Source organism: Methylomonas albis (assembly GCF_014850955.1).
In the GTDB taxonomy this organism is placed as follows: domain Bacteria; phylum Pseudomonadota; class Gammaproteobacteria; order Methylococcales; family Methylomonadaceae; genus Methylomonas; species Methylomonas albis.
In genome coordinates this window covers 4,486,821-4,500,365 of record NZ_JACXSS010000001.1, presented here as the reverse complement: position 1 = coordinate 4,500,365, position 13,545 = coordinate 4,486,821, and the positions used below count along the sequence as shown (strand labels likewise).

The 13,545-nt window shown below is 51.6% G+C and carries 14 protein-coding genes and 1 other RNA gene; 12 read left to right on the top strand and 3 right to left on the bottom strand.

Annotated features, from left to right (window positions below; genetic code table 11):
- Positions 1–259 precede the first annotated feature (259 nt).
- The 8 genes from rluC (at position 260) to EBA_RS20165 (ending at position 5,974) form a co-directional block, all read left to right on the top strand.
- The gene (gene rluC / locus EBA_RS20200; RefSeq protein WP_192376384.1) at positions 260–1,219 is read left to right on the top strand and encodes a 23S rRNA pseudouridine(955/2504/2580) synthase RluC; all 960 of its coding nucleotides are present in this window, start codon (positions 260–262) and stop codon (positions 1,217–1,219) included.
- Positions 1,203–1,850, top strand: coding sequence for an HAD family hydrolase (locus EBA_RS20195; RefSeq protein ID WP_192376383.1), 648 nt, complete (start codon positions 1,203–1,205; stop codon positions 1,848–1,850). The genes rluC and EBA_RS20195 overlap by 17 nt, the downstream gene beginning before the upstream one ends.
- A gap of 7 nt (positions 1,851–1,857) precedes the next feature.
- Complete coding sequence (gene sppA, locus EBA_RS20190) at positions 1,858–2,841, top strand: signal peptide peptidase SppA (protein ID WP_192376382.1); 984 nt, start codon at positions 1,858–1,860, stop codon at positions 2,839–2,841.
- A gap of 117 nt (positions 2,842–2,958) precedes the next feature.
- Positions 2,959–3,055, top strand: an RNA gene (gene ffs, locus EBA_RS20185) — signal recognition particle sRNA small type.
- A gap of 33 nt (positions 3,056–3,088) precedes the next feature.
- Positions 3,089–4,687, top strand: a complete 1,599-nt coding sequence (gene dnaX / locus EBA_RS20180) for a DNA polymerase III subunit gamma/tau (protein ID WP_192376381.1) — start codon at positions 3,089–3,091, stop codon at positions 4,685–4,687.
- A gap of 17 nt (positions 4,688–4,704) precedes the next feature.
- A complete protein-coding gene (locus EBA_RS20175; RefSeq protein ID WP_267873600.1) occupies positions 4,705–5,028 on the top strand; it encodes a YbaB/EbfC family nucleoid-associated protein in 324 nt (107 codons plus the stop codon).
- Positions 5,029–5,030: 2 nt separating this feature from the next.
- Positions 5,031–5,627: a recombination mediator RecR gene (gene recR / locus EBA_RS20170; protein ID WP_192376379.1), complete on the top strand. Its 597-nt coding sequence runs from the start codon at positions 5,031–5,033 to the stop codon at positions 5,625–5,627.
- A gap of 8 nt (positions 5,628–5,635) precedes the next feature.
- Positions 5,636–5,974, top strand: a complete 339-nt coding sequence (locus EBA_RS20165; protein ID WP_192376378.1) for a histidine triad nucleotide-binding protein — start codon at positions 5,636–5,638, stop codon at positions 5,972–5,974.
- Between the two features lie 20 nt (positions 5,975–5,994).
- Here EBA_RS20165 and rsgA read toward each other — a convergent pair whose 3' ends face one another.
- Together rsgA and EBA_RS20155 are read right to left on the bottom strand one after the other, a co-directional pair.
- Complete coding sequence (rsgA, locus tag EBA_RS20160; protein ID WP_192376377.1) at positions 5,995–6,909, bottom strand: ribosome small subunit-dependent GTPase A; 915 nt, start codon at positions 6,907–6,909, stop codon at positions 5,995–5,997.
- On the bottom strand, positions 6,909–8,159 hold the full coding sequence (locus EBA_RS20155) for a M48 family metallopeptidase (RefSeq protein WP_192376376.1): 1,251 nt from the start codon (positions 8,157–8,159) through the stop codon (positions 6,909–6,911). The genes rsgA and EBA_RS20155 overlap by 1 nt, the downstream gene beginning before the upstream one ends.
- Positions 8,160–8,248: 89 nt before the next feature.
- Between EBA_RS20155 and orn the strand changes: the two genes are divergently transcribed.
- From orn to EBA_RS20135, 4 genes are all read left to right on the top strand, one after another.
- A complete protein-coding gene (gene orn / locus EBA_RS20150) occupies positions 8,249–8,794 on the top strand; it encodes an oligoribonuclease (protein ID WP_192376375.1) in 546 nt (181 codons plus the stop codon).
- Positions 8,794–9,501 carry a fluoride efflux transporter CrcB gene (crcB, locus tag EBA_RS20145; RefSeq protein ID WP_192376374.1) on the top strand — a complete coding sequence of 236 codons (708 nt, stop codon included), beginning with the start codon at positions 8,794–8,796 and terminating at the stop codon, positions 9,499–9,501. Before orn ends, crcB begins: the two co-directional genes overlap by 1 nt.
- A 42-nt stretch (positions 9,502–9,543) precedes the next feature.
- Positions 9,544–10,815: a serine--tRNA ligase gene (serS, locus tag EBA_RS20140; protein ID WP_192376373.1), complete on the top strand. Its 1,272-nt coding sequence runs from the start codon at positions 9,544–9,546 to the stop codon at positions 10,813–10,815.
- A 161-nt stretch (positions 10,816–10,976) separates the two neighbouring features.
- A complete protein-coding gene (locus EBA_RS20135; protein ID WP_192376372.1) occupies positions 10,977–11,366 on the top strand; it encodes a group I truncated hemoglobin in 390 nt (129 codons plus the stop codon).
- 60 nt (positions 11,367–11,426) lie between these two features.
- On the opposite strand, the gene EBA_RS20130 is transcribed toward EBA_RS20135, so the two are convergent.
- Positions 11,427–13,457, bottom strand: coding sequence for a methyl-accepting chemotaxis protein (locus tag EBA_RS20130; RefSeq protein ID WP_192376371.1), 2,031 nt, complete (start codon positions 13,455–13,457; stop codon positions 11,427–11,429).
- Between the last annotated feature and the right edge of the window lie 88 nt (positions 13,458–13,545).

Here is a 13,545-nt window from a genome sequence, read left to right as displayed (position 1 = left end):
ATTGCCGAGGGTGGCGCTTGAAAAATGGGAGATCTGTTATACCGAACTCTATACTAAGGATGCAGCTCGCTCATCATGGGTTGAGCGATAAAACCCGAAAAAATTCTTTAAGCTTAGCGCGAAGCTACAGCGCTAAAACCTGGTCTTTAAATTTTTATAGTTAAAGTCTATCCAAAGATAAACTAGCCTAATATAGCAATGTTTATTCAGAGCAGCAATTTTAAACATGGCTGGCGGATATGTTGTTATTATTTGCGGCATGAATACCGCAGAAAATCAGACCAATCCGCAAGTACAATGGCTGGAAATTACCGAGGCAAACAGCGAACAAAGGCTCGATAATTTTTTGATTACTTATCTCAAAGGCGTCCCCAAAACCCGCATCTATCGCATGGTCCGAAAGGGCGAAGTGCGGGTCAACAAAGGTCGCATCGACGTCAGTTATAAATTGCAGCTCGGTGACATCGTGCGGATTCCACCGGTCAGAGTGGCGGAAAAAAAAGACCAGATCATCGTTCAGCCCACCTTGAAGTTCAGTTTGGAAAACCACATTCTCTACGAAGACGACGGCTTTATCGTTTTGAACAAGCCGGCCGGCTTTGCGGTGCACGGCGGTAGCGGCGTCAGTTCCGGCGTGATCGAAGGGCTTAGGCAGATTCGGCCGCAGCAGAAGTTTCTGGAGTTGGTGCATAGGTTGGACAAGGAAACCTCCGGTTGCTTGTTGATTGCGAAGAAACGCTCGGTATTGAAGGCCTTGCATGAACTTTTTCGCGGCGACGGCATTCAGAAGACTTATCTGGCTTTGTTGGTTGGACAGTTTCAACGCAAGAAGCAGTTGGTCGAGGTGCCCTTGTTGAAAAATGTCGCTCAAGGCGGTGAAAGAATGGTGGTGGTTAGCCAGGCTGGCAAATCTGCCGAAACCTTGTTCACCCGCTTGAAACAGTTTCAGGATGCCACGCTGGTGCATGCCGCGCCGAAGACCGGACGTACCCATCAGATCCGGGTGCATGCGGCCTGGCTGGGGCATCCGATTGTGGCCGATGATCGTTATGGCGATGACGGCACGAATAAAGCCTTTAAAAAACGCGGTTACAAGCGTTTGTTTTTGCACGCCGAGCAATTGCAGTTTGCGCATCCCGTAAGCGGAGCCTTGCTGCACTTTACCGCGCCTTTACCCGAGGATTTACAAGAATTGCTGAGTCATGAAAAACCGCTTTGATTTAATCATTTTCGATTGGGATGGCACTTTAATGGATTCGGTGGACTGGATCGTGCATTGTATTCAGCAGGCGGCGATGCGTTGCGGCTTTGCGGTGCCGACCTCGCAGGCGGTCAGGGACATCGTCGGCTTGAGCATCGAGAACGCGATGAAACAGCTGTTTCCCGATGAAGATAGCGAAAGTCGCCAAAAAATTGCCGCCGATTACGCGAAAACTTTTTTTACCAAACAGATCGGTCCTGACGACTTGTTTCCCGGTGTACATGACATGCTGAGGCAATTTCGTAGCCAAGGTTATCGCTTGGCGGTGGCGACCGGCAAGAAAAGTACGGGTTTACATACGGCGATCACGGCCACCGGTGTTGCCGAGCTGTTTTGTACCACGCGGTGCGCCGATCAGACTGCTTCCAAGCCCAATCCGCTGATGCTGGAAGAAATTATTGTGGAGTTGGATGTGGCTAAGCAGCGTACCTTGATGGTCGGCGATTCTGTGCATGATTTGCAGATGGCTTTAAATGCGCAAGTTGCGTCAATCGGCGTTACCTGTGGTGCGCACCCTGCGACAACCTTGCAAAAGTACAAGCCTTTGTTGTGTTTGAACTACCCCACCGACTTAATCGGAATCATATAGGAGACAAATGGTGGAGAATAATCACGATCTTCCCAAAGATGTTGCTGAAAACAATCCTGGCTGGGAAAAATCCGTGCTGGAGAAATTGGCGTTTGCCGCGATCGACGAACAGAAATCGGCTCGGCGCTGGGGGATATTTTTTAAGCTGTTGACGTTTGCTTATCTGACAGTAGTGCTGGGTATAGCGATTTATCCGAAGCTTAAGGGTGGTATTGATTCCGGTACAGCCGAGCATGTGGCTATCGTCGATGTAGTGGGGCAGATTGTCGAAGGAGAGGCTGCCGGCGCCGACACGGTAATCGAGGGCTTGCGCGATGCGGCCAAAGATAAAAATACCAAGGCTATCATCCTGAATATTAACTCACCCGGCGGCAGTCCGGTGCAGTCGGCATACATTTACGACGAGATTAAGCGTTTGAAAGTCGTGCATCCGCAGTTGCCGATTTATTCGGTAGTTGGCGACATGTGCGCATCAGGCGGTTATTACGTTGCGGCTGCAAGCGACAAGATATTCGTGAATCAGGCCAGCATCATCGGCTCTATCGGCGTAATCATGAACGGTTTCGGCTTTACCAATGTATTGGACAAGCTGGGTGTCGAGCGGCGTTTGTTGACCGCAGGCGCACACAAAGCCATGCTCGATCCCTTCTCGCCGGTCAATCAGCAAGAAAACAAACATATGCAGTCTTTACTGGATCAAGTGCATCTACAATTTATCGATGCGGTTAAGAAGGGGCGCGGTAAGCGGTTGAAAGACGCCGAAACGCCGGATATGTTTTCCGGGTTGGTTTGGACCGGTGCGGAAGGCGTCAGATTGGGGCTGGCTGACGATTTCGGTAGTGTCGATAGCGTGGCGCGCGATCAGTTCGGCACAGAAGAAACGGTGAATTTTACCCCCCAAGAACGTTTGATCGACCGCTTGGCCGGCAGGTTCGGCGCCTCTTTTGGGCATGCTATTGCCAGCAGTTTGCCTATCCCGTCTATACAGTAGTCGGGTGGCGCATTATCGGCGTTATTTACTTATTTTTGGCAAGACAGTTGCTTATCGGTGGGCTTTTATGGATAATGCGCCACTCTTCAGCTTCTCGCTGATGTATTATGGTTGCTGTGTCGGTCCTCTCGCAACGATACGCTGTAAACCCCGCCAGGTCCGGAAGGAAGCAACGGTAGCAGCGGACTCGTGTGCCGGGATGTGGCTGGCACAGTAGCCGCCCAATTCCTGCCTTTCCGCGTTGCTAATGGCTTATCAGGTTCTTGCCAGAAAATGGCGTCCCAGCAACTTCACTCAGCTTGTCGGTCAGGAGCATGTCAGCCAATCGCTGATGCATGCTTTGCAGCATGATCGATTGCATCACGCCTATCTGTTTACCGGTACGCGCGGCGTTGGCAAAACTACGGTGGCGCGGATTCTCGCCAAAGCCATCAACTGTGAAAATCTAAAAGATTTTAATCCCTGCGGCGAATGTTCGGTGTGTCTGGCCTTTGAGCAAGGCCGCTTCATGGACTTGATCGAAGTCGATGCCGCTTCCCGCACCAAAGTCGAAGATACTCGCGATCTACTCGACAATGCCCAATACGCGCCCAATCAAGGCCGCTACAAAGTTTATTTAATCGACGAAGTGCACATGCTGTCCGGGCATAGTTTCAACGCTTTGTTGAAGACCCTGGAAGAGCCGCCGCCGCACGTCAAATTTCTGCTGGCCACCACCGATCCGCATAAAATTCCGGTCACGGTGTTGTCGCGCTGTCTGCAATTCAATTTAAAACGATTATTGCCGGAGCAAATAGACACGCAGATGCAGTTTATCCTGGGGCAGGAGCAAATCGCTTTCGAGCCGGCTGCATTGAAAATGTTAGGTAGAGCCGCCGACGGCAGCTTGCGCGACGGCTTGAGTCTACTGGATCAGGCGATTGTTTATGGTAGCGGCAGCGTCACAGCCGAAGCGGTGATCGGCATGCTCGGCACCGTGGCTCAGCAACCCATCGACGACATGTTGCAGGCCTTGGCGGCTGGTGATGCACGGGCTTTGTTAGCAAAAGTTGCCGATATTGCGGAACTGACGCCGGATTTTGCCGATATTCTGCAACAAATACTGAGAGTATTGCACCGGGTGGCGCTGTTACAGCAAATGCCGGATTTCGTCGATCAGGAGTTTGATAAACAATTACTGGATACGCTGGCCAAGGCCTTATTACCGGAAGACGTGCAGCTGTATTATCAGATCGGTTTGATCGGTCAGCGCGATTTGCCGCTGGCACCCGATCCGCGTAGCGGTTTTGAAATGGTGATGCTGCGGATGTTGACTTTTCGGCCGCAAGCCGCAGAACCGCATACACTTGAGCCCGTCAAGCCGGCTGTGCTTAAGCCGCTTACCAGTGTGGCGGTGTCCGCGGCGCCAGTGCTAGTCGAGGCTAAACGGATTGAAGAGCCTCGCTCGGCACCTGCACAAGCAACCGCCAAGCCCGGCGGCTGGACGGACATTATCGCCGCGTTGAATATCAGCGGCCGTACCCGCGAGCTGGCGAATAACTGCGTGTTGGACGGCATCGACGATAGCAGTTGTCGGCTGTTGCTCGATCCGAGCTTCCAACAAGTCGGCAGCAAAGCCGAAGAAAACCTGCGTGCCGCGTTGCAAAATTATTACGGTAAATCCTTGAAGCTGGTGATCACTCAGCAAGCGGTTCAGCAAATGACGCCGGCGCTGGAAATACAAAAAGCGCGCGAAGATCGGCAGCAAGCGGCGGTCGATAGCATAAACACTGACGAGAATGTGCAGGCTTTAAAAGACACGTTTGGCGCCAGAATTATGCCTGGCAGTATCGAACCGCTTAATTAAATATTGGAGAGACGATGATGAAAAATGCGCTAGCGGGCATTATGCAACAAGCCCAAAAAATGCAGGACAACTTAAAAAAAGCCCAGGAAGAGTTGGGTGCGATGGAAGTGCATGGCGAATCCGGCGGCGGCTTGGTGACGATTGTGATGACCGGTAAACGCGAGGTGCGTAAGGTCAGTATCGATCCGTCCCTGTTGAGCGACGACAAGGATATGCTGGAAGACTTGGTAGCGGCGGCAATCAACGACGCGGTGCATAAGGTCGGTAAAATGAAAAAAGAGAAAATGGCCGACGTCACCGCCGGTATCCCGCTTCCTCCCGGTTTTCAAATGCCGTTCTAAACATGCAAAACCAGGGATTGCTGAAAGAGTTAATCCAGAGCCTGTGCTGCTTGCCGGGCGTTGGGCCGAAATCGGCGCAACGCATGGCGTTTCATCTGTTGCAGCGCAATCGCGACGGCGGTATGCAGTTAAGCAAAATGCTGGCGAAAGCCATCGCTGAAATCGGCCATTGCCGCGAATGCCGAACCTTGACCGAAGCCGAGTTGTGTGAGGTCTGCGCCAACCCGTTGCGCGATTCGGACACCTTGTGTGTCGTCGAAAGTCCGGCCGATGTGTGGGTGATCGATCAGGCTACCAGCTTTAAAGGTAAATACTTTGTGCTGCACGGCCGCTTGTCGCCGCTGGATGGCGTCGGTCCAGATCAGCTTGGCTTCGAGTTATTGGAGCAGCGTATGGCGGCGGGACGCATCAAGGAAATCATCCTGGCCACCAATTCCACCGTGGAAGGTCAAGCCACCGCGCATTTCATTGGCGAAGTCGCCGGCAAATTCAATATCCGCGCCACCCGCATTGCTCACGGCGTACCGATGGGCGGCGAGCTGGAGTTTATCGACAGCGGCACTTTGGCGCACGCGTTCAACGGTCGCCGCGAATTTTAGGAGGAAACATGAGTGATTGTCTGTTTTGCAAGATGGCCAACGGTGAAATCAAGCCGGATGTGGTGTACGAAGATGAGCAACTATTGGCGTTCCGAGATATTCATCCGCAGGCGCCCTTGCATGTGCTGGTCATCCCGAAGCGGCATGTTGCCAATTTAAACGAGCTGGACGATGCATTTCTGGGTGGAATTATGCTGCAAACCGCCGCTAAAATCGCGACTCAGTTTGGTTATGCGGATAGCGGTTATCGGACGGTGTTCAACTGCAACGGCGATGGCGGACAGACTGTCCACCACTTACATCTGCATCTGCTGGCCGGCAGACAGATGCATTGGCCACCGGGTTGATTTTAGTGGCTTGACGCGCTTTAGTTGCCGCGATTGCCTGGCGGCATTTTTTCTCTGAGTTTTAAAAAGCGCTGATAGCGTTCGGAATCAATTTGACCTGCTTCTACCGCCAATCGCACCGCGCAATCCTTGTCGTTGACATGCCGGCAGTCGTTGAAACGGCATTTGGAAATATAAGGCTGAAACTCTCTATAACCCCAAGCCAGTTGTCCTTCCGACAAACCGGCCAAGCCAAATATCGCGACGCCGGGGCTGTCGATTAACTCGCCGCCGCCCGGTAAATGGTACAGTGTCGCGGCCGTGGTGGTATGGCGGCCATGGCGGGTGATTTCCGAGACGCTGTTGATTTTCAAGTTGCGCTCCGGCAATAGCGCGTTAGTCAAAGACGACTTGCCGACCCCGGATTGGCCGGCGAACATGCTGGTTCGTTGCGCCAAAACCTGCTGCAAGCCGACTATGCCGATTTTTTGATTGGCGCTGACTCTGTGTAGGCTATAGTCCAAGTTTTGATAATAGGCTAATCCTGCTTCTATTGAGGGAGACAGCGGCAGGTCGACTTTATTCAGTACTAGCGCAGCATCGATATTGCAGTTTTCGCAGATCGCCAAATATTGGTCCAGCAGCAGAAAATCGCATTCCGGTTCGGCGGCGAACACGATGAAAATGGTGTCCAGATTAGCCGCTACCGGCCGGGTATCGTTGCCGCGACTGGGCCGTTGCAATACCGAACGCCGGGGCAGGAGCTGCTCGATTCGGCCTTGCTCAGGCGAAGACATGGATAACATCACCCGGTCGCCGACCACCACAGTGTCCAGTTTGCGCAGCGTTTGGCAAAGCACGAGTTGCTCGGCAGCGATTCCTGCGTGGTCGCTCACTTCGACAGCAATACCTTTGCCGAGATGGGCGACGACCAAGCCCTGGTGCAGATCGGCCATCAGGCAGACTGCATCTTTTCTTCGATATGCGCTATGCGGATGGCAGCGGGCGGATGGCTGTAATGAAACGCCGAGTACAAAGGGTCGGGGGTCAGGGTGCTGGCGTTTTCTTCGTAAAGTTTAACCAAGCCGCTGATCATTTTGCTGCCTTGGGCATTGCGGGTAGCAAAGTCGTCGGCTTCGAACTCGAATTTACGTTGGAAATAGGCGCTGATTGGTTGCATGAAAGTTGTAAAGACCGGTGATACCAGCATAAACAGCAAGAGTGCGGCTGCATTGGAATGGGTTGTCACACCCAAACCGTCGAAAAACCAGTCCTGAGTGATCAACCAACCTAACACCGCAAAGCTGATCAAGGTCATCACCGATGAAGCCACCAGCATTTTAATGGTGTGTTTACATTTGAAATGGCCTAGCTCGTGCGCCAGGACTGCTTCCAGCTCTTCCTCGTCCAGCGAATTAACCAGGGTATCGAAAAACACGATGCGCTTGTTATTGCCCAAGCCGGTGAAATAGGCGTTGCCATGGCCGGAACGGCGCGAGCCGTCCATGATGAAAATGCCTTGGCTGTTAAAGCCGCAGCGCTCCAGCAAGCCCTGGATGCGTTGTTTCAGCGTGCCGTCCTGCATTGGCGTAAATTTGTTGAATAAGGGGGCGATTACGGTCGGAAACAGCCAGCTCATCAACAAGGAAAAACTCATGATGATGGCCCAGGCATACAGCCACCAGAGGCCGCCGATGCTGTCCATTACCCACAGAATCAGCGCCAGAATTGGCAAGCCTATGACCAGCGTCAAGCCCATGGATATCATTTGGTCCTTCACGAACTGGGGTAACTTGCTTTTGTTAAAACCGTATTTTTCTTCGATAACAAAGGTTTGGTACAAACTGAACGGAATTTCAATCACGGTCATCAACAGAAAAATGCTGGCCATGGCCAGCAAACTGGCCAGTAACGTCGACAAATCGAAGGTCGACCAGAAATCAAACACCAGACTGATACCGCCCCCTAAGGTGAGTGCCAGCAGAAAAACCATGCCGACCACACTGTCGAGATCGCCCAGTTTGCTCTTCTCTATGGTGTAATCGGCAGCCTTTTGGTGGGCGCTGAGCGACACCCGGTCTTGAAAGGCGGCAGGTACCTGCTCGCGATGTTGTAAAACATAGGATTTCTGGCGTATCGCCAGCCAGAATTGGATGCCGTAGGAAAGGACTAAAGCCGCTAAAAAAATGCCAGTAAACGTGTTCATCAAGCCTATGTGGTTGGGGTTAACAATTAGCGGTACAGATTAGCTAATGCTACAATTTGCCGCAACATTATTAATACCATGGAATGAAAATGGCTCAAGATGCCGACAATCTTATCTGGATCGATCTGGAAATGACAGGCTTAGATCCTGATAACGATCTCATCATCGAAATCGCCACGGTAGTGACCGATAAAAATCTGCATATTCTGGCGGAAGGCCCGGTGATGGCGGTGCATCAGTCGGATGCGGCCTTGGCCGGAATGGACGACTGGAATCAGCAGCATCATGGTCAGTCCGGTTTGATTCAGCGGGTCAAAGACTCCAAAATCGAGGCTGCCGAAGCGGAAGCAAGCACCATAGCGTTTTTGCAGCAATGGGTACCCGCCAACACTTCGCCGATCTGCGGTAACAGCATTTGTCAGGATCGGCGGTTTCTCTATCGCTACATGCCCAAATTGGAAGCGTACTTCCATTACCGCAACTTGGATGTGTCTACTGTCAAGGAGCTGGCTGCGCGCTGGGCGCCGCAATTGAAGGATGGCTTTAACAAGCAGGCGTCGCACAAGGCCATGGACGACATTATCGAGTCCATTGAGGAATTGCGTTACTATCGGGAAACCTTCTTTAAGTTCTGATGCTGCAATTGTTCGCGGTCGCTCTGGGCGGCGCTATTGGCTCAATGTTGCGCTATCTGGCGTCCAGCGGCGTGTATCTGTGGCTGGGTAGGGGCTTTCCTTACGGCACCTTAACTGTCAATTTGCTCGGCTCGTTTTTGATCGGCCTGATGACTGAAGCGCTGATTCTGCAACGCTTGGCGATTGCCTTGGAATACCGCACCGCGATTTTGGTGGGGGTGATGGGCGGCTTTACAACCTTTTCCAGCTTTTCCCTGGAAACCCTCTATTTGCTCGAGCAAGGTCAAATCGGCAAGGCCGGTTTGAATATTGTCGTCAGCGTGTTCGGTTGCTTGTTTGCAGTCTGGGCCGGTCTGGCCTTGGGTAAGGGGCTGTTTTTCTATTCGCAAGGTACGTTTCGTCTGTTCGATTGGCCGTTTCCGTATGCATTGACGCTGGTCAATGGCATCGGCGCGTTTTTGATCGGCATCGTCGCCACGGTTCTGATGCATAAACTAGCTATTTCGATAGAGTATCGGGCAATTTTGGTGACCGTTTTGATGGGCTTATTCATCACCTTGTCCGGCTTATATTTAATTCTTTACCTGCTGGAAAGCGGCCATTCCTTCGAATCGCACATGGGTGCCATGCTGACCGTTTTTCTGGGCAACATCGTTTTTTGCGGCGCCGCGCTGTGGTGCGGCTTGTGGCTAGGTAAGCAGGTATAGCCACCGTTTTATCTCTTTTTTCAATTCAGGATATTCAACACCATGCTAGACCCCCGTTTATTTAGAAGCGACCTGGAACTGGTTCTACAACAATTGCAAAGACGCGGCTTTCAATTCGACGCCGCTGGCTATCAAGCTCTGGAAGATCGGCGTAAAGCGGTCCAGGTCAAAACTCAGGAATTGCAAAACGAACGCAATACCCGCTCCAAAGCGATTGGCCAGGCCAAAGCTAAGGGCGAAGATGTTCAGCCCTTGCTGGCTCAGGTGGCGGATTTGGGGGATCAGCTAAAAGCCGCAGAAACCGAACTGAACGACGTTCAAAACCAATTGAGCGTTTTATTGGAGGGTATCCCCAATATTCTCGACGAAGCCGTTCCAGCAGGAAAAAGCGATGCCGAGAATATCGAAGTTTCAAGGTGGGGCGAGCCGCGCCAGTTCGATTTTCCCTCTAAGGATCATGTCGACTTGGGCGAGCCGTTGGGTATGAATTTTGAGCTGGGGGCGAAAATCGCCAGCGCCCGTTTCGTGGTACTGACTGGCAAACTGGCCACCCTGCAACGCGCCATCATTCAATTGATGCTGAATACGCATATCAACGAGCACGGCTATCAGGAAACCTATGTGCCTTTCCTGGCCAACGCCGATAGCTTGCGCGGCACCGGCCAATTGCCCAAGTTCGAAGCCGATCTGTTCACGGTTAAAAACGATCCGACTTTTTACCTGATCCCCACCGCCGAAGTGCCGGTCACCAATATCGTTCGTGATGTGATCGTCGATGCCAAGCAAATGCCGCTGAAATTCGTCTGCCATTCGCCCTGTTTTCGCAGCGAAGCAGGTGCGTATGGCAGCGACGTGCGCGGTATGATCCGTCAGCATCAATTCGAAAAAGTCGAGCTGGTGCAAATTGTCACCCCGGAAACATCCGCGCAGGCCCATGAAGAACTGACCGCACACGCCGAAACCATATTGCAGAAGCTGAACTTGCCCTATCGCAAAGTATTACTGTGCGCGGGCGACACCGGCTTTTCATCGTCAAAAACCTATGATCTGGAAGTCTGGCTGCCCGGCCAACAAAAATACCGGGAAATCTCGTCCTGCAGTAATTTCAAGGACTTTCAAGCGCGGCGCTTACAAGCGCGTTGGCGTAATCCGGAAACCGGTAAACCGGAGTTGGTCCATACCTTAAACGGCTCGGGCTTAGCGGCCGGCCGGACTTTAATCGCGGTGATGGAAAATTATCAAAACGAAGATGGGTCGATCACCGTGCCGGACGCTTTACGGCCTTATCTGGGTGGTCTTGAGAAGATTCAATAACTTACAAATCATCCGGTCTTTGGCGGCACGTAAATAGTTTGGATGCGAAACTATCATGCGTTATCATCGCTGCCGAGGCCGTTATGTCAGGCAAAATCAATAACTTGCCAACTTAGTCGCCGCCTCGGAAATTCAATAATTATAAGAACAGGGGTAAACAAATGAGTGAAGCAAACGAAGTGCAAGGACCATCGTTGTATGAACGGATTGGCGGAGAAGCGGCAGTAAACGCCGCCGTCGATGTGTTTTATGGCAAAGTGCTGGAGGATTATCGAATCAACCGTTTTTTCGAAAGAACCGACATGGCGAAACAAGCCGAGCATTTGAAAACCTTTATGACGGTTGCCTTTGGCGGGCCGAACAACTATACCGGTCGTTCATTACGCGACGGTCATGTCAGATTGGTGAATATGGGCTTAAACGACTCACATTACGACGCGGTGATGGAGCATTTGGGGGCGACCATGCGCGAACTGAATGTCCCGGAAGATTTGATCGGGGAAGCCGCCGCACTGGTGGAAAGCGTTAGAGGTGAAGTACTGGGTAAATAGATGGGGTTCCGCTACGCTGTTGCGCTCATATCCGCTCAGCAGCGTAGCGGATTATCTTGGCTAGGCACTCAGTTTGAATTGCTTGGTGAGTTTTAGTAGATTTTCCGCTAGCTGATTTAGCTGGCCGGCTTCGATAGTCGTCTGCTTCGCACAGCTGCTGGTGCGTTCCGAGAGGCTGCTGATGTGGACGATGTTCCGATTAATTTCTTCCGTCACCGCCGTTTGTTCTTCGGCAGCGCTGGCAATTTGCAGGTTCATTGCATCGATAGTTTCCACCGATTGGCTAATCGCTTCCAAAGATTGCATCGTTTCCCGAGACTTTTCCACGCCGATCTGGGCTTGTGTGCGACTTTGCTGCATCACCGCGACGGCTTCGCGCGAGCCACTCTGTAACTTGACGATCATGTTTTCTATCACTGCGGTCGATTCCTGAGTGCGGCTTGCCAGGTTGCGAACTTCATCCGCTACCACCGCAAAACCTCGGCCGTGTTCGCCGGCACGCGCGGCTTCAATCGCGGCGTTCAATGCCAGTAAGTTGGTTTGTTCGGCGATACTTTTGATCACGTCTACTAAAGAGCCTATAGATTCGCTGCTTTTTTCCAGGCCTTGAATCACATTAGCGGCATCTTCAATGTCATTGGCCAATTGGCTAATCGATACGGTGGCGCTTGCGACAACGCTTTTGCCGTTTTTGGCCTGGTCGTTAGCATTGCTGGCGGCGTGGGCAGCGGTATTGGTGGTGTTGGCAACATCCTGAATGGTGGCGCTCATTTCGTTGACCGCAGTCGCTACAGACGTGGTTTCTTGCTGTTGCCGTTCGAGATGAGCGGCACTTTGGTTGGCAACTGTGTAAACTTTTTGCGCGGAAGTATGTAAGTCAGCGCTGGTATGAATGATTTCCTTGAGCAAGGCCGAGCTGGTTTCTATCATGGCATTGAAGTGTTCGGCGATTTCCTGCATTTCATCGTTCGAAGCTATGTGTACCCTGGCGCTTAGGTCATTTTGGGCAACCAGTTTAGTCGCGGTATTGATGGCAACAATGTTGCGACTGACTGACCTAGTTAAGCCCAGCAATAACACGATCACCACCAACAAAATCCCCAATAATCCGGCCAGCGTAATGTGCAGAGATCGCTCGGCTGCCGCGCTACGGTTCTGAAAAATAAGATCAAGTTGCTCTAGCAGCCCACTGTAGAGCTGATATGACTGTGTGATCGCCAGCGTGACGGTGTCGAATACCGTATTGCTGTCAATCGAAATGGTTTCGCTTTCAATCAATTGCTGCCGTACTAAATCGAGCGTGGCTTGCAAAGCCTTATGATAGTTTTCATGGCTTGTGAACAGGTTTTTGCCAACCTCGGGATTTTCTGAAAACGCCACCTCAAGCCCTTCATCCACCTTATGGGCATAGGTTTCTATATTGGCGATCAAGATCAATAATTTCGTTAATGTTTGCGGATTGATACTGCCTTTGGCTGCCACTCCGGAGGCCAGTGCGCGAGTTTGCCCCATCAATTCGATTAACTCAGGTAAATCGGATGTCAGTACGAAACCCATATGAAAACTGTCCAGCATGGGGTCGAGAATTATCCCTGATGTATTTGAAAGGTGGTTTAGCAGCTTTAAGCTATCGGCAATTAATTGATTATGAGCGGCTATCGTCACGCTCAACTCTTGATCCATGGAGCGCGATTTGATGTCGTTCCATTGTTGGTTCAGCTTAGCTAGCATGTTGTCGGTTTTCAATGTATCTCGTAGCTCGCTATCCACTTTTTCAAGTGCGGCAAAATAGCTATCGATTTCTTCACGCTTGCTAAAAATACGCTCCTTGAATTGTGTCGCGCCGTTCCGAAACGCGTTGGTCATGCCGCGATGCTGTTGAATATGTTCAATCGGCGTTCGCAGGGCGGCGAGATAGCGTAAGCCATTGCGTTCTTGTTCCGAAACGTTGGCTTCCGTTTGAAATTGCCTAACCAAGGTGCCGGCCATTAACAGCATCGGAATCAGCACGACGGTGAATAACAAGGCAAATTTTGCCGGATAGCGAAGTCTATCCATCAATGCGATGGCAGGTGAAATTAGAAAATCCATGGGGATCCCTAGCGCTTATGTTGTGGCGAACGTATCGGCAACTATAGCTGCATTATGTTTTTTTGGAGCAGGCGCCTAGTAAATTTAT